The organism is Flavobacteriales bacterium (assembly GCA_016779935.1).
Taxonomy (GTDB): Bacteria; Bacteroidota; Bacteroidia; order Flavobacteriales; family UBA7312.
In genome coordinates, this window is record JADHMQ010000010.1 from 24,949 (window position 1) to 44,119 (window position 19,171).

General features: G+C 35.9%; 16 protein-coding genes. 8 read left to right on the plus strand and 8 right to left on the minus strand.

The features are described 5' to 3' along the window. Nucleotides 1-9 precede the first annotated feature (9 nt). Entirely contained in the window at nucleotides 10-687 is a 678-nt protein-coding gene (clpP, locus tag ISP73_06070) for an ATP-dependent Clp endopeptidase proteolytic subunit ClpP (protein ID MBL6658150.1), read from the minus strand. A gap of 13 nt (nucleotides 688-700) precedes the next feature. Next, nucleotides 701-2,041 carry a trigger factor gene (tig, locus tag ISP73_06075; GenBank protein ID MBL6658151.1) on the minus strand — a complete coding sequence of 447 codons (1,341 nt, stop codon included), beginning with the start codon at nucleotides 2,039-2,041 and terminating at the stop codon, nucleotides 701-703. 198 nt (nucleotides 2,042-2,239) lie between these two features. On the opposite strand from tig, the gene ISP73_06080 reads away from it, so the two are divergent. From ISP73_06080 to ISP73_06090, 3 genes are read left to right on the plus strand one after another with little or no spacing between them, the layout of a single operon-like run. Continuing rightward, nucleotides 2,240-3,367 (plus strand): hypothetical protein, encoded by a 1,128-nt coding sequence (locus ISP73_06080; GenBank protein ID MBL6658152.1) that lies wholly within the window; start codon nucleotides 2,240-2,242, stop codon nucleotides 3,365-3,367. A 12-nt stretch (nucleotides 3,368-3,379) separates the two neighbouring features. Then, nucleotides 3,380-4,675 (plus strand): discoidin domain-containing protein, encoded by a 1,296-nt coding sequence (locus ISP73_06085; protein ID MBL6658153.1) that lies wholly within the window; start codon nucleotides 3,380-3,382, stop codon nucleotides 4,673-4,675. After that, the gene (locus ISP73_06090; GenBank protein ID MBL6658154.1) at nucleotides 4,675-5,460 is read left to right on the plus strand and encodes a hypothetical protein; all 786 of its coding nucleotides are present in this window, start codon (nucleotides 4,675-4,677) and stop codon (nucleotides 5,458-5,460) included. Before ISP73_06085 ends, ISP73_06090 begins: the two co-directional genes overlap by 1 nt. On the opposite strand, the gene ISP73_06095 is transcribed toward ISP73_06090, so the two are convergent. The 4 genes from ISP73_06095 to ISP73_06110 all read right to left on the minus strand — a co-directional run bounded on the left by ISP73_06095 (nucleotide 5,453) and on the right by ISP73_06110 (nucleotide 8,933). Beyond that, on the minus strand, nucleotides 5,453-5,797 hold the full coding sequence (locus tag ISP73_06095; protein ID MBL6658155.1) for a GNAT family N-acetyltransferase: 345 nt from the start codon (nucleotides 5,795-5,797) through the stop codon (nucleotides 5,453-5,455). The two genes, ISP73_06090 and ISP73_06095, sit on opposite strands and share 8 nt — an antisense overlap. A gap of 463 nt (nucleotides 5,798-6,260) precedes the next feature. Then, the gene (locus ISP73_06100) at nucleotides 6,261-7,973 is read right to left on the minus strand and encodes a M3 family oligoendopeptidase (GenBank protein ID MBL6658156.1); all 1,713 of its coding nucleotides are present in this window, start codon (nucleotides 7,971-7,973) and stop codon (nucleotides 6,261-6,263) included. 5 nt (nucleotides 7,974-7,978) lie between these two features. Next, complete coding sequence (locus ISP73_06105) at nucleotides 7,979-8,407, minus strand: DUF5606 domain-containing protein (GenBank protein ID MBL6658157.1); 429 nt, start codon at nucleotides 8,405-8,407, stop codon at nucleotides 7,979-7,981. Between the two features lie 64 nt (nucleotides 8,408-8,471). Continuing rightward, a complete protein-coding gene (locus ISP73_06110; GenBank protein MBL6658158.1) occupies nucleotides 8,472-8,933 on the minus strand; it encodes a type I restriction enzyme HsdR N-terminal domain-containing protein in 462 nt (153 codons plus the stop codon). Between the two features lie 16 nt (nucleotides 8,934-8,949). On the opposite strand from ISP73_06110, the gene holA reads away from it, so the two are divergent. The 4 genes from holA (at nucleotide 8,950) to yidC (ending at nucleotide 15,755) form a co-directional block, all read left to right on the plus strand. Then, nucleotides 8,950-9,948: a DNA polymerase III subunit delta gene (holA, locus tag ISP73_06115; GenBank protein MBL6658159.1), complete on the plus strand. Its 999-nt coding sequence runs from the start codon at nucleotides 8,950-8,952 to the stop codon at nucleotides 9,946-9,948. Between the two features lie 30 nt (nucleotides 9,949-9,978). Next, nucleotides 9,979-12,228, plus strand: a complete 2,250-nt coding sequence (locus ISP73_06120) for a TonB-dependent receptor (GenBank protein MBL6658160.1) — start codon at nucleotides 9,979-9,981, stop codon at nucleotides 12,226-12,228. A gap of 87 nt (nucleotides 12,229-12,315) precedes the next feature. Further along, nucleotides 12,316-13,938, plus strand: coding sequence for a CTP synthase (locus ISP73_06125; GenBank protein MBL6658161.1), 1,623 nt, complete (start codon nucleotides 12,316-12,318; stop codon nucleotides 13,936-13,938). 5 nt (nucleotides 13,939-13,943) lie between these two features. Continuing rightward, on the plus strand, nucleotides 13,944-15,755 hold the full coding sequence (gene yidC / locus ISP73_06130) for a membrane protein insertase YidC (GenBank protein MBL6658162.1): 1,812 nt from the start codon (nucleotides 13,944-13,946) through the stop codon (nucleotides 15,753-15,755). Here yidC and ISP73_06135 read toward each other — a convergent pair whose 3' ends face one another. Beyond that, complete coding sequence (locus ISP73_06135) at nucleotides 15,756-16,484, minus strand: menaquinone biosynthesis protein (protein ID MBL6658163.1); 729 nt, start codon at nucleotides 16,482-16,484, stop codon at nucleotides 15,756-15,758. Continuing rightward, nucleotides 16,456-16,968, minus strand: a complete 513-nt coding sequence (locus ISP73_06140) for a DUF456 domain-containing protein (protein MBL6658164.1) — start codon at nucleotides 16,966-16,968, stop codon at nucleotides 16,456-16,458. The genes ISP73_06135 and ISP73_06140 overlap by 29 nt, the downstream gene beginning before the upstream one ends. 91 nt (nucleotides 16,969-17,059) lie before the next feature. Between ISP73_06140 and ISP73_06145 the strand changes: the two genes are divergently transcribed. Further along, a complete protein-coding gene (locus ISP73_06145) occupies nucleotides 17,060-19,114 on the plus strand; it encodes a T9SS type A sorting domain-containing protein (GenBank protein MBL6658165.1) in 2,055 nt (684 codons plus the stop codon). The last annotated feature ends 57 nt before the right edge of the window (nucleotides 19,115-19,171 follow it).

The following is a 19,171-nucleotide window of genomic DNA, read 5'->3' on the forward strand; positions in this document are numbered from 1 at the left end:
TTAAATAGATTAGGCTTTCTTAACGAGCACTTCGTCAATCATACCGTATTGTTTGGCTTCTTCAGCCGTCATCCAATAGTCTCTATCGCCATCTTTCCAAACTTCCTCGTAAGTTTTGCCAGAATGATGAGCTATAATTTCGTATAATTCCTTTTTCAACTTCTGAATTTCACGAGCGGTAATTTCAATATCTGAAGCTTGTCCGCTAGCACCACCCAAAGGCTGATGAATCATTACGCGCGAGTGCTTTAAAGCAGTACGCTTTCCAGTCGCTCCAGCACACAACAATACTGCACCCATTGAGGCTGCCATACCTGTACAGATAGTAGCTACATCAGGGTTAATGTATTGCATGGTATCGTATATGCCTAAACCGGCATAAACACCTCCACCAGGTGAATTCAAGTAAATTTGGATACCTCTTTCAGCGTCAACAGACTCTAAGAATAAGAGCTGTGCTTGAATGATGTTGGCAACATAATCGTTGATAGGTACGCCAAGAAAGATGATTCTATCCATCATCAATCTAGAGAACACATCCATTGATGCTACATTCATTGAACGTTCTTCAATAATTGTTGGCGAGATGTAGTTGGCATAAGCCGACTGAAAGCGATCTAGTGTTGTACTGCTAATACCACGGTCTTTGGTGGCAAATTTTCTAAATTCTTCTGAGGGGTCAAACATAGTATTATGAGGTTTATTTTTCAGAAGCTAATTTAACAAATTCATCGTAAGTGACCTCTTTATTTTTGAGACTAAACTTTTCCTTATACAAACTCATGGTTTTTACGTCATAAAGCTGATTGTAAACTTTCTTACGTTCTTCCTCATTACCTAAGACTTGTACGGCTATCTCTTCTAATTTTTTGTCATCTGGAGCCGCTTGTCCGTACTGAGCAAAGTTAGAAACGATAAGTTCTTTAGTATGGTTGATAACGTCTTCATTTTTTACTTCAAGCTCATTATCTTTTATGATTTTGTTTTCAATCAACTGCCATTTTAAGCTCTTGGCATACTGCTCGTATTCTTGCTCTACTTGCTCTTCAGTAAGTCCTTGCTCGTTGGTGGTTACTAACCACTTTTTTAGGAATGTATCTGGCAAGGATAATTTAGTTTTTTTAATGAGGTGAAGAATCACATCATTTTTCAATTTATTATCGCTTTCGCCTACAAAAGATTTTTCTACTTCTTCTTTGACCTTGGCTCTGAATTCTTTTTCGCTTTTTACAGTGTCTTTTCCAAAAACTTTATCGAATAAATCCTGCGTCATATCTGCCGGTTCCATTCTACTGATTTTATTGACTTTGAAATTAAAGTCACTATCCAAAGTCTCTAATTCTTCCTTTTTGATGTTCAACATATGGTGAACATCGTTTGAAAATTCTTTATTTATGTGCAGCTTCACTTCATCGCCTGGGGCTAAACCGACTAATGCTTTTTGAGCTTTTTTGTCTTGCACAATATCCAAAGCTAACGAAGCGGTATGTTGTATTCCGCCTTCTAGAACATTACCCTCAGCATCAAGTTGAATAAACTCACCCATCATAAGGTCTGTTTTCTCAGACTTCTCTGGCTGAGTCATTTTACCATAACGCTTTGCCATATCGGTTACGTAATGGTCTACCATCTTTTTATCGGCAACGATTTGTAGGTAATCGAATTTTCCTTTTTTGTCAAGAGTCACTTTAAACTCTGGTGCTAAGCCCATTTCATACTCAAAAACGAATTCGCTAGCATTATCCCAATCTACTTCATTGGTTAATGGTAAAGGATTACCCAAAACCTCCACTTTATTTTCGGTAATGTGCTTGTATATACTTTCTTGAAGCAGTTTGTTTACTTCATCAATCAGCACAGATTTACCAATCATTTTTTTAACCTGTCCCATAGGTACTTTACCTTTACGGAAGCCAGGAATGTTTGCTGTTTTTCTGTAATTGACTATGACCTCTTCCACCTTGGATTGATAGTCATCCGCTTTAACTTCTACTTTAAGTATAGCGTTTAAGTCGTCTATTTTCTCTTGTATAATATCCATACTAATTCTGAACTTCTTTACTATTAATGAGGCGCAAAAATAAATAATATTATGTTATGAGCCATTCTAATTGACTGGCAATATCTTTTTTTTGTATATTGCAGTTCTCCATCTATTAAACTTAAAGTTATGATTGTATACAAGCCAACTTGTCGGCAATTTATATTTGTCCTTTTTTTCTTTTTTGCTGTTCATTGTATGGGTCAGAATGGCAGCCAATTGATACGAATTCATACCGTCAGTAATATTGCTTCGATGAACGCCATAAGCACTCCTATGGAAGGAAATCTAGTATATGTTCAAACTGTTGATGCTATATACTACTACGATGGCACCAATTGGTTGGCTTTGTCTTCTAGCTCCTCAGCAAGTACAATCAGTTGGAAATTAGCAGGGAACCAAGCTTCTTCCACTGATGTTATAGGAACAACCAATAACAGTGACCTAAATATTCGTACCAATAACATACAAAGAATGACAGTAAAAAATGATGGGAAAGTGGGTATTGACATCACCAACCCCAGTGGTGCTTTTCAAATAGGAGAAACTCAAGGAGGTGGGTATGTTTTTCTAACGGCAAGTACAACAAGTGCCGAAAATGAAATAATAGATAATGATTTAAGCACTACTGGTTGGATAAATATTGGAAATGAAGTCCTGTACAATGGGTCTTCACAAATTCTCATCGGAGCATATAATTTAATTAAATCAACCCAAACTACATTATCATCTCCGTCCTCGCTAGTTTTTCAAGCTAGGTCAAACGATAATAGCCCTTGGGTTACTTTAGATACACAAACAAGCATTAACTGGTCAGCAACAACAATGTTTCAAGTAATGTTTACTACTATTACCCAAACTTATGAAGATTACAGAATAGTTTTTAATAGTGATGGATATTTGGTAGAGGCGCGTATGTTTGAAAGACAACCACCAACAGAAGAAACTAAATTTATTGTTTTAGAAAATGGTAATGTTGGTGTCGGCACAGACAATCCAACTCAAAAACTACATGTAAGTGGAAACATTTTAGCTAGCGGAACTATAGCCCCTGATTACGTTTTTGAAAGTTACTTTGAAGGGGAAAGCCAATTAAATCCTGAGTACCAGTTTACTGAACTAGAAAAAACCATTGAATTTGCCAAGAAACACCACCACTTGCCGAATATTCCTTCTGCAAAAGAGGTAAAAGAACAAGGCGGTATAGTACTCAATAAAGCAGTTGAACAAAATTTAGAGAAAATCGAGGAATTATACATTCATACAAGTAATTTAAATAAAGAATTAACGGAAATGAGAAAAACAATTTTAGAGTATTTGGAATAACAAACTAAAAACATGAAAAAACTATATTGCATCCTAAATCTACTCATTTACAGCTTGGCGTACAGTCAGACTAGCGACCAGTTAATTCGTATTCAGTCAGTCAGTAACCTTTCTACAATGAATGCCATAACTAATCCATTAGAAGGAAATCTTATTTATGTAGAAAGCACAAGCCTCGTATATTATTATAATGGTGCCAATTGGGTTTCAATAGCATCTACAAATTCAAATTCAACAAATGGTTGGCAACTATTAGGGAATACAGCTACTTCCTCTGATTTTATTGGAACTACCAACAATACTGATTTTAATATTCGCACCAATAATACTCAGAGAATGACAGTAAAAAATGATGGAAAAGTAGGTATTGGAACGAATAATCCAACTGGCATTTTTGAAGTATCTACTCAAGGGACAAATCAAAACTTAATACCTCCAATGAGTAGTAATACGGACAACAACATAAGTGTTTCAGTAAATTTTCATTCTGGACATACTAGCTCTTTAACTAATTCAGCCTTTCACATCTTTGACAATAATAATAACACATCAATTACTGCTAGTTCTACCGCACCAACATCGAGTACAATCACCAATCCAGCTTTTTGGGTAATGGTTGATTTTGGGAACATTAATTACGTAGTTAATTCCTATGATTTTAGGGTTGATCCTAATGAATCTCAAAATACCCCCAATAAATTCAAACTAGAAGGCTCCAATGATGGTACAAACTGGACATCTTTGGAAAATTTACACACTATTAATGAATCTGCTTATCAATGGAACCCTCTACAATCTTTTAACATTACTAATACCACTTCTTATAGATATTACAAATTTCATGTGTATGAGATAAATTCTAACGTTACAATAGGTGATGCAGTAGTTGGAGAATGTAAATTGATTGAACTAAATCTTTATGGCGTAATCTCAAGTTTTTCTGTAGCTACAAATGGGAATGTAGGAGTGGGTACCGTAAACCCCAGCGAAAAACTACAGGTATTAGGTAATATTCTGGCTTCAGGAACTATTACACCTGATTATGTTTTTGAACATTATTTTGAAGGAAAAAGTCAACTAAAGCCAGAATACCAATTTACTGAACTAGAAAAAACCATTGAATTTGCCAAGAAACACCACCACTTGCCGAATATTCCTTCTGCAAAAGAGGTAAAAAAACAAGGTGGCATACTGCTAAATAAAGCTGTTGAACAAAATTTAGAGAAAATCGAGGAATTACACCTACATATCTATCAAACCTTAAAAGAGATTGAAGAAATTGAAAAATTAATACTAAAACTTGATTAATGAGAAAATATATACTGCTAACTCTTTTTTCAATATTTAATTACACATCCATCTGCCAAAACTTTAATCAGTTGATTTGTGTAAATATCGTTAGTAATGAAACTACAATGAATGCTATTAGTAGTCCACAAGAGGGAAATCTTATATACGTTCAAAGCACAGATGCTATTTACTATTATGACGGAACAAATTGGATGCTTTTTTCCAATGGTAATTCATCAAGCTCTAATGACTGGAATTTAGCGGGAAACTCAATAGCTTCCTCCAACTTTTTAGGAACCTCCAACAACACTGACTTAGATATTCGCACCAATAACACACAAAGAATGACAGTAAAAAATGATGGGAAAGTGGGCGTCAACACTCTAAGTCCAACTGGTGCTTTTCAAGTTGGAAATAATCAATTTATTATAGCTAATAACGGTAATGCAGGCATTGGCATAAACCCTAATGAAAAACTTCATGTTAGCGGAAATATTTTGGCTAGCGGAACAATTACCCCTGATTACGTTTTTGAAAGTTACTTTGAAGGGAAAAGCCAACTAAAACCTGAGTACCAGTTTACTGAACTAGAAAAAACCATTGAATTTGCCAAGAAACACCACCACTTGCCGAATATTCCTTCAGCAAAAGAGGTAAAAAAACAAGGCGGCATACTACTAAACAAAGCGGTTGAACAAAATTTAGAGAAAATCGAGGAATTATTCTTACATCTATACGAACTTAATCTTAAAAAAGATAGCCTAAAGGAAGTATTCAATAAGAAGATTGCCGGAATCAAATAGATTTGTAAACTCTAGTAGCGGTTTCACCAATATTAAAATCTTGCTTAACAAACTGTCCAATAGAAGTTTGTTTGCACCAAGATTCAATAGAGTATCCTTTACCAGAGTAATTGTCTTTTACCCATTGCATGCGCGTGTCCCATAGCAATTTATAAATGCCTCTTCCTCTGAATTCTGGAGAAACAAAAGCATCCTGAAACTTAATAACTTTATCTTTTTGAAAAGTCAAATTGACCCAACCAACGGCTTGGTCATCTGTCGTCATGGCTACCCAACCCAAAAAGTCCCTTGAATGAGTATGTGCTACCACACGTATACTAAATCTGGACCTCTTCATAAACAATTGCTTTCTCTTTAATTTAGATTTAATCATCATAATAACAGCATAATAACACCACAATAATAACTTAAAAACTTAATCCTAAAATTATTGAAAACCCAATTTTGGGTTAATAAATTCAAAATTTTTAGCCCGCAAAAATAATTTTTTTTACAATACAGTTACATGAAAAAATGACGCCTTAAAAATAAACTTATGTTTTCTTAAAATTACTAGAGTAAGATTGTAAAATCACTTAAAAAGAATCTGCAAAAAAAAGACAGTTTAAAAGACGTCTTACAACAAAAAATTGATCTATTTGAATTAATGCAAACACACATATTTATATTTTCACTTCAATTTGGACTAAAACAAGCTGGCATAGCTCCAAGTGATTGAGCAAAATAAATCGAAAGAAAAAAAGATTAGCATAAAAAAACCTCCTGTTGTCAGGAGGTTTTGTATTATTTAGAAACAATAATTAACGATTTAACTGAGCCTTTATAAAGTCTGCCAATTCGTTCACATAGTCTTGAGAGAAATTAAACTCAATTCCTGCCGTTTGATATATCTCACCGATAGACTTGGTATAGCCTAGTCTTAAAGCTTCGTCATATTTATTTAAAGCTTCTTTACCCAATTGCTTATAGCTTCTCCACATTGCAATAGCTCCTAATTGAGCCATCCCATATTCTATGTAGTAAAACGGCACTTCGTATAAATGCAATTGCTTTTGCCATAGATTCAATAAAGCCTCTTCTTGCCCGTCCCAATCAACGATTGAACTGCCCAATTTTTGCATAATATTTTTCCACTCCGTTTTTCTTTCCTCAGCAGTATGAGGTGTGGTATATATCCAGTGCTGAAATTTATCTATGGCAGCTATCCAAGGCAAACCCTCTAATACTTTTTGCATTTGTTCGGTCTTTGCACGTTCTAGCTCATCCGTATTAGAATAGAATTCATCCCATGTATCCATGCTTATTAACTCCATAGACATAGAAGCCAATTCAGCAACTTCTGAAGGTGTACTTTTGAAATCGCATAAATCCAAATCTCTACTCAAGAAAGAGTGTACAGCGTGTCCGCCCTCGTGCACCATAGTCACTAAGTCGCGTTGAGAACCAACTGCATTCATATAAATAAACGGCACGCCAATTTCATATAATGGGTAGTTGAAACCACCAGGTGCTTTACCTTCTTTAGAAACTAAGTCGAGGTGCTTCATTGCCTTCATAGTACTCAAGCATTGTCCATAATACGGACTAAGTCGCTCAAAACAACGTATAGATTTATCAATTAAATCCTCACCGTCTTCGAATGGTTTTAAAGGGGCATTCCCTTCAGCATCTACAGCAGTATCCCAAGGCTTATAGGCCTCTAACTTCATTTTGTTTTTTCTGTCCACATCAAAGGATTCAATGATGGGCACAATTTCTTTTTCTATGGCAGCATGAAAATCGGCACAATCTTCGGGAGTATAATCGAATCTTCCCATAGCTGCAAACATATAATCGCGGTAATTATCAAATCCAGAATTTTTGGCAATCTTTTGCCTCAAAGCAATTAAGTCATCAAATAGCAGGTCCAATTTTTCAACATCCTCCGCACGTCTTTGGCTCATCTTTTCATAGGCATCTTGACGTTTGCTTCTATCAGTATCTTTCAAGAACTGAGCTGCTTTTTGCATAGTCATTTTTTCGCCATCAATCTCCACAGTCATTTTAGCTGAAATAGCACCATACTCCTGTTGCTTAGTTTCCATTTCAGTAAATAGTGGTATATTTTCTTCTCTAAAAATCTCAATGGACTTGTGCAGCCCCCTAAGGTAAATACGATATTTCTCTTGGTCTAACTCCTTAATAAATGGGCTCTCGGTTACTTTTAAGTTTAACTGGTGAGTGAATGGGGCTACCTTAGGCGATATTTCTGTAACCCAAAAGTGAAAGGTTTTTGAAAGCTCTTCGTCTCTGGTATCAATATTCATTTTGATGTATCGCCAAGCTTGCTCCTCTTCTAATACAGATTCTAACTCACTACGATTAAGCATCCATTGTTCTAAGTCTGCCACAGACTGAATGTTAGCATCAAGCAAACTTTGAAAGTAATTTTCTATTTGTGACCACGACTTTACTTCTAAGTTTTCGTCTATAAAATGTCGCTTTGGTCGTTTAGGGATATCTGCTGTAAGCATAATTTTTAGTTTTTTTCTTCGGTTTTTTCTTTCACTTTTTTAGTGGCTTTAGGCACTTCGATAAATCCATTTTCTTGCAAAATGTTGTACCACTGTGCTAACTTTTTAATGTCGGAATGGTACACTTGATCTTCATCAAATTCTGGCAAAACCTCACGCATCCAACTAAACATTTCATCTTTTGAAGATTTGTGATTAATGCATTGCCCTCCATTTTCTTTTTTGGCAATAGCATCGAAAATATCGGCTAACGGTGTAGTGTCAGAATAGGTGTAAATGCCAATATCTTCTAATGCACTTACCTGATGAGAAGCGTATAATGGCATACGTTTTTTATCAACGATACCTTCAACAACAATGGTATTTTTAGCTTGACTAACTAGCTTATACAAACCAGGCTTTCCTGAAATAGATAGTATTCCTTCTAGATTCATTTTTAAAAATTTTAGAAGTGCAAAACTACAATTTTGAAACTAAGAATAGGAAATATATTGAAAATTAATACGAAGATTCTATAGTGCTAAAAGACGGGATATCTTCAAGAAAAGTAAAGCTATTACTGTCATAGTTCATCTGACAGCAGTAATGCTTTAGGCCATTGGTAACAAGTAAAAAAGGCACTTTTAACTCAAAATTATAGCGTGCAATTTGCTCAAATACACTCTGATTAATCTTTACTGTCGATGCCTTACATTCTACCAATAAAATGGCTTTACCATTACGGTCATAACAAATAATATCGGCACGTTTGTTCATGCGATTGTAAGTCAATCCTTGCTCAACAGTAATCCAAGCAGGAGAAAATTGCTTGTCATAAATAAGGTGGTGCACCATATTCTGACGCACCCACTCTTCAGGGGTAAGTTTGACGTATTTTTTTCTAATAACATCAAAAATATGTGTGATTCCTTCAATACTTTTAAGATTGAAGTCGTATTTTGGCAAACTCAAATCAGACATCATAAGAAGCAAAGAAATGAAATTTGAACACATCCTTTCAGATTTAGAGGCAAAAAAATACAGTCCAGTGTACTTTTTGATGGGAGAAGAAAGTTTCTTTATTGATAAACTATCTGATTTTATTGGTCAAAATGTGTTGGATGAGACTGAAAAAGATTTTAACCAATCGGTTATCTACGGCAAAGAATGCAGTATTGAAAGTGTATTGAGCAAAGCTAAACAGTTCCCCCTAATGGGCGATAAAGTTGTGGTAATTGTTAAAGAAGCTCAGCATCTTAAAAAAATTGAACAACTGCAAAGCTATATCGAAAACCCTCAGCAGTCTACTATTCTAGTCATTTGCTATAAAAATAAGGTGTTAGACAAACGCAAAAGCTTTGCCAAAGCAGTAGCAAAAAATGCTGTTCTATTTGAAAGTAAAAAACTTTACGACAACCAAATTCCTGAATGGATAAGCAATTTTGTGAAGAGCAAAAACTACCAAATTCAGCACAAAGCGGCTTATTTGCTAGGGGAATATTTGGGTAACGACCTAAACAAAATCACTAATGAGCTAAATAAACTCATGATTATTGTTCCAGAAAATTCAGAAATTAGCTCAGACGTTATTGAACGAAACATTGGAATTAGTAAAGACTTTAACAACTTTGAACTTACCAACGCTTTAGGTCAAAAAGACATTTTAAAGTCCAACAGAATTGCCTCCTATTTTGCCAATAATCCAAAATCAAATCCTCTTGTAGTTACTTTAGGCGTTTTATTCAGTTTTTTCCAAAAAGTACTGCTTTACCATGTACTTACGGATAAATCTCAACGTAATGTTGCTACAGAACTAAAAATCAATCCCTATTTTGTAAAAGACTATCAACTGGCTTCCAAACACTATGGAAAGCGTAAGTGTATGACCATTATCTCATTACTGAGGGAATACGACATGAAATGTAAAGGGGTTGACAATGCCACCACTCCTGATGGTGAACTTCTTAAAGAATTACTTTATAAAATTCTGCATTAAATACAGTAACTTTGGACCTTTAAACTTTGAATGAAGAAATTAAACACCCTCATATTTTTTATTTTCATTAGCGTCGGACTTTTTGCTCAAAAAGGCGACATACGTGGTTTTGTTTACGATAAAGATAATGGAGAGCCCATCATGTTCTGTAATGTCATTGTTGAAGGCTTGGCAATAGGTACAGCTACAGACGTTAATGGATTTTTCAATATTAGTGGTGTGCCGGCAGGAAATCAAACCTTGTTGGTAACCTACATAGGTTATGATACGCTAAGACAAAGCCTAACTTTAAAAAATAAACAGATACTCAATCAGAAACTGGAAATTTCTTCTTCCTCTGTTCAGATTGAAACCGTTACAGTTTCGGCAGACAGACAAGAGATGAAATCCGAAGTAAAAGTATCTGTAACAAAAATTACACCTAAAGACATAAAAATTATTCCGGCAATTGGTGGTGAGCCTGACCTCGCCCAATACCTGCAAGTTTTACCTGGCGTAGTCTTCACTGGCGACCAAGGTGGACAACTGTATATTAGAGGAGGGTCGCCCATTCAAAATAAAGTATTGCTAGATGGAATGATTGTGTACAATCCCTTCCACTCTATTGGTTTATTCTCTGTTTTTGATACAGACATTATGAGAAATGCCGATATTTATACCGGTGGTTTTGGCGCTCAATATGGTGGTCGTATTTCATCCATCATGGACATCACCACAAGGGATGGCAACAAAAATAGACTGAGTGGAAAAGTAGCTACAAGCTCTTTTGGCAGTAAGCTAATGCTGGAAGGGCCTTTATTCAAAAAAGGGGGGAACTCTTCCTTCATTATGTCGGCTAAGACTTCTTATCTCGACAGGAGTTCCAAAACACTTTATACATATATTGATACGGCGGGTTTACCTTATAGCTACACAGACCTCTACGGTAAAATATCCTTTACAGGAAATAGCGGAAGCAAATGGAGCATGTTTGGCTATAACTACCAAGATAAAGTAAGTTATAGAGATGTATCTAACTTAGGTTGGAAATCTGGCGGTGTAGGGAGTAACTTCATATTAATTCCAAGCGGCAACTCTACAATTATTGAAGGTACATTTGCCTATTCATCATACCTTATCAAGCTTGAAGAAGCACTCCTTCAGCCAAGGCAAAGTGGGGTTAACGGCTTTAATTTAGGGCTTAATTTTACCTCCTTCCAAAACGAAAATGAAGTCCAGTACGGCTTAGAAATTTTGGGATATCAAACCGATTTTGACTTTACTAATGCTACCGGCATTCAAATTGAACAAAAAGAAAATTCCACAGAACTTTCTGGATTTATAAGATACAAAATCAAAAAAGGAAAATTCATTTTTGACCCAGGTGTACGAATCTACAAATACAATTCTCTTCGTGCTACTTTTGAACCTAGACTAGGCGCCAAGTTTTTGGCAAGTGAAAAACTTCGACTAAAACTAGCAACTGGAAAATATTCTCAAAACCTAGTCAGTACGAATTCCGACCAAGACGTTGTGAATCTATTCTATGGGTTTTTATCCGCTCCAGACAATTTACCGGATGAATTTAGAGGCGAAGAGGTAGTAAATGGTCTGCAAATGGCAAACCACCTTATCGTTGGTATGGAATACGACATTTCTAATAAAATAGACTTTAATATAGAGGGTTATGTCAAAGACTTTACACAACTAACGAACATCAATAAGAATAAATTAACCGCATCAGATCCAGACTTTATTGTTGAAGAAGGACGTGCTAAAGGGGTTGACTTTGTGCTTAAATACAATGACCCAAAAATTTACTTTTGGCTAGTCTATTCGCTAGGTCATATTAGCAGGACTGGAGAGGAAATTACCTATAACCCACACTTTGATAGACGTCATAATGTAAACCTTGTGAGTACGTATCGATTTGGCACCGACAAGAGTTGGAGTTTTGATGCACGTTGGAACCTTGGTTCTGGTTTCCCATTCACACAAACACAAGGCTTTTATCCTAATCTAGATTTTTCTGATGGTATAGACACTGACTATACCTCTGAAACCGGAGGACTTGGTATTTTGTACGCCGGACTAAACGAAGGGCGTTTACCTTGGTACCACCGATTAGATATTGCCCTTAAAAAGACACACGACCTTAGTAAAAATTCAAACTTTGAATGGAACGTTGGAGTTACCAACCTTTACAATAGAGAGAATATTTTTTACTTCAACAGAATAGAATATAAGAGGGTAAACCAACTGCCTATTATGCCTAGCGCAGGCATGAGTTTAAGTTTTTAAAAAAAATATATCTTCAATTTATTTCTTCTTATATTTTACTTTATTTTGCAGACGATAAATTAATTAGTAAAAAACATTCATTTACTCATGAGCAAATCCTCTCCAACTAAGTATATATTCGTTACAGGGGGAGTTACCTCCTCACTTGGAAAAGGAATTGTCTCAGCATCACTCGGAAAACTTCTGGAAGCAAGAGGTTACTCAGTAACTATTCAGAAGTTAGACCCATATATAAATGTTGACCCTGGCACCATGAACCCATACGAACATGGCGAGTGTTTTGTGACCGATGATGGGGCAGAAACCGATTTAGACTTAGGCCACTACGAACGTTTTTTATCATCTTCTACCTCACAGGCCAATAATGTAACAACTGGAAGAATTTACCAATCCGTTATCAATAAAGAACGCCGAGGCGATTACCTAGGAAAAACCGTTCAGGTTATCCCACACATTACAAATGAAATAAAAGACCATATCAAAATTCTTGGTCAAACTGGAAAATACGATATTGTTATTACTGAAATTGGTGGAACGGTAGGTGATATTGAATCTTTGCCTTTTATAGAAGCCGTAAGACAGTTAAAGTGGGAAATGGAGTCCGATGCCATCAGTATTCATCTGACACTTATACCTTACCTCTCTGCTGCTGGAGAATTAAAAACAAAACCTACTCAAAATTCTGTTAAAAAACTTAGAGAGCTTGGTCTTCAGCCAGATGTTTTGGTGTGTAGAACTGAGCATCATCTGAACTCTGAAATAAGACGTAAAATTGCACTCTTCTGTAATGTGGAACGAGATGCTGTTATTGAATCTATGGATGCTGAAAGTATCTATGACGTACCTTTATTGATGCAATCCGAAAAACTAGACCAAGTATCACTTCGCAAACTCGGACTGAAAGATGAAACAAAAGTGACTCTCAACGAGTGGAGTTCATTCTTAAAAAAGCTCAAATATCCTAAAGACACAGTTAAGATTGCCGTGGTGGGTAAATACGTTGAGCTTCAAGACGCATATAAATCCATTGCAGAATCATTTATTCACAGTGGCGCTGCTAATGAGTGCAAAGTAAAGGTAAGTTGGATACATTCTGAAGAAGTCAATAGTGATAATGTATATGAAAAATTAAATCAATATCATGGTTTACTGGTTGCTCCTGGTTTTGGCGATAGAGGAATAGAAGGAAAAATAGAATCTGTAAAGTATGCTAGGGAAAACAAGGTGCCCTTTTTAGGTATTTGTCTTGGTATGCAATGTGCCGTTATTGAATACGCCAGAAATGTATTGAAATTAGAAGATGCTCATACTACAGAAATCAATCCAGACACTACACATCCTGTGATTGATATTATGGAGCACCAAAAAGAAATACTCCACAAAGGAGGCACTATGCGACTAGGGTCTTACGCTTGTAAGCTAGAAGATAACTCAAAAGCCTTTGATTGCTATAAAAAATCAGAAATTCAAGAGCGTCACAGACATCGCTTTGAGTTTAACAATGACTTTAAAACTCAGCTTGAAGAAAATGGAATGAGAACAACTGGAATTAATCCAGAGTCATCCTTAGTTGAAATCGTTGAAATTGACCAACATCCTTGGTTTGTTGGCGTACAGTTTCATCCAGAATATAAAAGTACCGTTGCCAAACCTCAACCGCTTTTTGTCGGTTTTGTAAATGCAGCTTTAACCTACTCAAAACAACACTAATTCACATGGACAAAAATTCCTTAACAGGTGTTATCCTAATCGTTCTAATTGTAGTTGGCTACAATGCTATGTTTCCTCCAGTTGTAGAAACAGAAACACCAAAAGAAGAAAATAATACGACAGTAGTTCTTGAAGCAAAAGAGAAAGTTATTGAACAAAATTCCACTACACTTTCTTTGGATACTGTATTGGTAAATGAAGCATATGAAAGAAGCTTTGGCGTATTTGCCCCTTCTGCTTCGGGCTCTGAAGAGGCTATAATTATTGAAAATGAGAAGTTATCATTAAGCATTTCTCCAAAAGGTGGACGAATAATTTCAGCAATCCTAAAAGAGTATCAAACTTCCGATTCCTTACCACTAAACCTTATTGACAAGGATTCATCTGCATTCAACATTACATTTTTCTCTGAAGGAAATAGAATCATTAATACTGAGGACCTTTATTTTCAAGCTAGTAATCAATCTGACCAATCGGTTTCAATGCGATTAATGGCATCCAATGGTGGCTATCTCGAATACGTCTATAATTTGAGCAATGACGATTTCATGATGGACTTCCAAATCAATACGGTTGGCTTGGAAGATATTATTCCTTCAAACAGAAATGAACTCGAACTAAACTGGACCATCAACCTTCCACATACTGAAAAGAGTATGGAAAACGAAAGGATGTATTCAACGGTTTATTACAAGTACCTCAACGATGATGTTGACTACTTATCTGAAACAAAAGACGATGAAGAAACTTTAGACGGTAGAGCGCAATGGATTGGTCTAAAGCACCAGTTTTTCAGCACTGTATTTATAAATAATGCGGGTTTTGAAAAACCCACTTCAGTAAGTGCTGTTACCAACGAAGGCTCTCAAAGGTTTGTTAGAGAACTATCCTTAGAAACTACTCTACCATACAAGCATGAATCTAGAGAAAGTATTCCCTTGCAAATTTATTTTGGACCTAACCACTACGAAACACTTTCGGCCTATAATATGGAGCTTGAGCGAATGATTCCTCTTGGATGGGGAATATTTAGATGGGTAAACAAATACGCTGTTATTCCTATTTTCAACTGGTTAGATAACAGTATTACAAACTACGGTATCATTATTCTAATAATGACCATAATAATTAAAATGGTGCTTGCACCATTTACTCTCAAAGCCTACAAATCACAGGCTAAGATGAAAGTCTTAAAACCTGAGATTGATAAAATTAATGAGAAGCACAAGGACAAAGATCCTATGAAGGCTCAACAGGAAACTATGGCTTTGTACAAAAAGACAGGGGTAAACCCATTAGGTGGATGTATTCCAATGTTATTGCAAATGCCGATCCTCTTTGCCTTATTTAGGTTCTTCCCTGCTAGTATAGAATTACGTCAAAAATCATTCTTATGGGCAGATGACTTATCGAGTTATGATTCTGTATTAAGCCTACCGTTTGAAATACCGTTTTACGGTGATCACGTGAGTTTATTCACCTTATTGATGACCGTTTCAACCATTCTCTATACTCGAATGAATAGCCAGATGAGTGGCCCTCAAATGGCACAAATGAAATGGATGATGTACTTGATGCCAATCATGTTCTTAGGCTTCTTCAATAACTATGCTGCCGGATTAAGCTACTATTACTTCCTAGCTAATATGGTGACATTCGGACAACAATTTGTAATGAGAAAATACTTCATTGACGAAGCGGCTATTCTTACACAAATGGAAAACAATAAGAAGAAACCTGTTAAGAAGTCAAAATTTCAGAAGCGTTTGGAAGATATGGCGAAGAAGCAACAAGAAGCTGCTTCAAAAAGAAAGTAATTAGGGCATTAGCTCAAAAAATAACTGCATCGACTTTCTTTTATCATCAGTAAGATGGTAGTTTATTATCTCTTTCAGATATTTTCTTTTATCAATAGTAGTATCAAACAAATGGCTTTTACTTTCAATAGCCACATCTAAATTATCAATTCCATATTCTAAGGCTTTGCAAAAAGCCAATTCTTTTTTCACATCTAATGGAGTATTGCTCACCCAACAGGCAAATACAAATGGTAAAGAGGTGTGCTTTTTCCACTCTTCAGAAAGGTCATAAATATAATCGAAAGAGCCCCTATATGCATTGGCTCTATCCCCAATAATAACTCCTGCTGTTCGACCTTCTATGTTTTCTTCAAAAGAGTCTTTACCATCAATGAATTTAGGCTTGATATTCCAAAATTTTTGACACAGTATTTGTACTAAAGCATTTGAGGTTTTAGAATGGTAATCCAAATAAATAGTCTCAATTTCTTCCAAAGGACACTCACTAAACAAACATACCGTCTGCACAGCACCATCAGAAGAAATACAAAATGGACTAATAATTTTTGAATAGTCTAATTGTGGAATTATTGCCACTGGCACTAGAGCTACATCCACTTCCATATTCAATAGCTGAGATGCACAATCCGAAGGGATGGCAGTAGAAATTTCTATTTCTAACTGACTATTTTCCAAGCCAAAAACAAATGGAATACTATTAAGATATGATACCGAACAAACTTTCAAAGTAGGGAGTTATGATTAAACAAAATTCATATATGAGGTATCCACAAACGACAAGCTTAAGCACTAAACCGCCTATAAAACCTATTAAAGCTCCTGAAGCTATCTTCAAGACTCTCATCATATCTTCTTTCTCATCCAAATAAGCACCGATAAAAGCTCCTGCAAATGGACCAATTATAAACCCAAATGGTATCGGAGCAAACAGACCTACAAACAGACCAATCATGGTACCATTGATGGCTTTTTTAGTGCCTCCAAATTTTTTAACTCCATAGACTTGAAGCCAAAAGTCAGCTACAGTTACGGCAATGACTATTCCTGCCCATTGAACTAATACCGAATCTTCAAATTTATAGTCCGTGAATATTGAAAGGATTAGCAATGCCGCATAAGCCAAGGGGGGTCCAGGAATAACCGGCACAAAACAACCCAATAATCCTAATGCTAAAAGAACAACACAAATAATAATGATTAATGAAGCCATGGTGCAAAAATATTAAAGGTTTTTTGATTAAAGTTTTTTAAGTCCGTAATTATTTCATTAAACTTGTTGAATAAACATTAATTAAAAAAAAATGCAAAAATTATTTACTATTGCTTTTTTACTGTTTTCTTTCACGACAACATTCGCACAATTTTCATTCAGTGACGATTTCGAATCTTACGCGCTAGGAAATTACATCGGAGAAGCCGATACATTATGGACAACTTGGTCTGGAACTACTGGAGGAACTGAGGATGTCCAGACCACTATGGCAAACGCATATAGCGGCTCACAATCTATTTATTTTTCTTCCTCTTCTGCAAATGGTGGCCCACAAGATGTGGTTTTGCCTTTCGGTGAAGTTTTTGACCAAGGAGATTTTGATTTTTCATCACGATTTTTCGTTAATGGTGGGGCATACTTTAACTTTCAAGCAGAAACAACAATTGGAAACACATGGGCTGTTGACTGTAATATGAATAGTGACGGAACTATTGTCTTTTCTACAGGAGGTGGCGGCACTGTTTTCTTGAGCTCTACCTACCCTTCAGAAGAATGGTTTAAGCTAGATGTGAAAATTAATCTAACACTAAACAAATGGGAAGTATTTATCAATGATAATTCAATTGGCTCATTCTCAAATACTGTTAATGAAGTAGCGTCTCTTGATTTATTCCCCCTGAATGGACATTCATTCTATGTAGATGATGTAATGGTTTCTCACCAACCATTTAATCCAATTGGTATCAATGCTATTTTAACAGATTTAAGCATACCTTCCTATATTCAGATTCCTGCAGATGTTGATATCGAAGGAAGCATACTAAACTATGGAGCTGATACTATTACTTCAATGGACATCGTTTGGACTGACGGCACAAATTCATTAACCGACAATGTTAGTGGAATATCAATTCCAACTCTTGGCACTTATGATTTTACACATGCTGACCAATTGTCAATGACAACTCTAGACACAGCAAATATTTCCGTTACTATTGAAAATATAAATGGTGGTTCTGATGTAGACACTTCAAATAATTCCATTGACTTTACCATAATCAGTGTTGAATTTGTAACGCAACGCATTCCATTATTTGAACACTTTACAAGTAATACTTGCGGTCCTTGCGCTAGCTTCAACCCTGGTTTCCAAACACTTCTTGACGCCAATAACGTTAATGAATTATCAAACGCTAAAGTCGGTGCTATTAAATATCAAGTGAATTGGCCAGGAAGTGCTGACCAATCGTTTAATGCCGACGTTGCTTCAAGAGTAAGTTATTACAACGTGCAAGGTGTGCCATCGGCACATATTGATGGTATATCAACATCTAGCTCTCAAGATGAAATAGACGAGCATGCAGCGGCACCATCTTTTATAAAAATAGAAGGAACAGCAGTTGCAACAGATGGAACAGATTTAGACATTGAGCTTACAGTAACCTCTTATGTAGACTATCCTAATGCCAGTATTCATATCGCTGTTGTAGAAGATGAGTATAACAATACTGCCGGAACAAATGGTGAAAGTGAATTTTTTCAAGTATTGAGGAAGATGCTTCCAGATGGTGATGGAACTACTGCTGATTTGAGTAATGGAAATAGCGTTACAGTCAATGAATCAGCAATTTTTGCAGTAGGAAATGTAACGGCAGACTCTTATAGGTTGTGGAATGGCTTAGGAAATTGTAGAGTCGTTGCCTTTGTACAAGATGAAGACAGCAAGCAAGTTATTGATGCTAGAATTATAGAAATCACTGGTGATTTAGAAGTAACACCTAGTTGGGAGTGTGTATCTAACGCTTGTGTTGACCCTGGAACTGGTGAAGGAGAATACTCTTCATTAGCTGACTGCGAAACTCAATGTGTTACTACTAGCATTTCTGCTTGGGAAGATATTAATGTTCAGTTAATGCCAAATCCGGCTATGGATAACTTATCTATTTCGATTAACCCTAGTTCTCAAGCACTTAATTTGAGCATCCTAAGTATGACAGGTCAAAAAGTTTTTGAAAAGAATTACGGTATTTTGGATGACGAACAGCTCTTAACTCTAGACATAAGCGACTTATCTACTGGTTTCTATACACTAAAAGTTCAGTTAAACGATAAAACATCTATTCTTAGGTTTATCAAACAATAATCCCTTTTGAAAATATTTTTAAATCAGTCCAACTTAGTTGGGCTGATTTTTATTGCC

Excerpts from the sequence above, each read along its gene's own strand:
- ISP73_06145 (MBL6658165.1), top strand. The coding sequence starts at position 17,060 with ATGCAAAAATTATTTACTATTGCTTTTTTACTGTTTTCTTTCACGACA.
- ISP73_06110 (MBL6658158.1), bottom strand. The coding sequence starts at position 8,933 with ATGTCTGATTTGAGTTTGCCAAAATACGACTTCAATCTTAAAAGTATT.
- tig (MBL6658151.1), bottom strand. The coding sequence starts at position 2,041 with ATGGATATTATACAAGAGAAAATAGACGACTTAAACGCTATACTTAAA.
- ISP73_06095 (MBL6658155.1), bottom strand. The coding sequence starts at position 5,797 with ATGAAGAGGTCCAGATTTAGTATACGTGTGGTAGCACATACTCATTCA.
- ISP73_06100 (MBL6658156.1), bottom strand. The coding sequence starts at position 7,973 with ATGCTTACAGCAGATATCCCTAAACGACCAAAGCGACATTTTATAGAC.
- ISP73_06080 (MBL6658152.1), top strand. The coding sequence starts at position 2,240 with ATGGGTCAGAATGGCAGCCAATTGATACGAATTCATACCGTCAGTAAT.
- ISP73_06105 (MBL6658157.1), bottom strand. The coding sequence starts at position 8,407 with ATGAATCTAGAAGGAATACTATCTATTTCAGGAAAGCCTGGTTTGTAT.
- ISP73_06090 (MBL6658154.1), top strand. The coding sequence starts at position 4,675 with ATGAGAAAATATATACTGCTAACTCTTTTTTCAATATTTAATTACACA.
- ISP73_06085 (MBL6658153.1), top strand. The coding sequence starts at position 3,380 with ATGAAAAAACTATATTGCATCCTAAATCTACTCATTTACAGCTTGGCG.
- clpP (MBL6658150.1), bottom strand. The coding sequence starts at position 687 with ATGTTTGACCCCTCAGAAGAATTTAGAAAATTTGCCACCAAAGACCGT.
- yidC (MBL6658162.1), top strand. The coding sequence starts at position 13,944 with ATGGACAAAAATTCCTTAACAGGTGTTATCCTAATCGTTCTAATTGTA.
- ISP73_06125 (MBL6658161.1), top strand. The coding sequence starts at position 12,316 with ATGAGCAAATCCTCTCCAACTAAGTATATATTCGTTACAGGGGGAGTT.
- ISP73_06120 (MBL6658160.1), top strand. The coding sequence starts at position 9,979 with ATGAAGAAATTAAACACCCTCATATTTTTTATTTTCATTAGCGTCGGA.
- holA (MBL6658159.1), top strand. The coding sequence starts at position 8,950 with ATGAAATTTGAACACATCCTTTCAGATTTAGAGGCAAAAAAATACAGT.
- ISP73_06140 (MBL6658164.1), bottom strand. The coding sequence starts at position 16,968 with ATGGCTTCATTAATCATTATTATTTGTGTTGTTCTTTTAGCATTAGGA.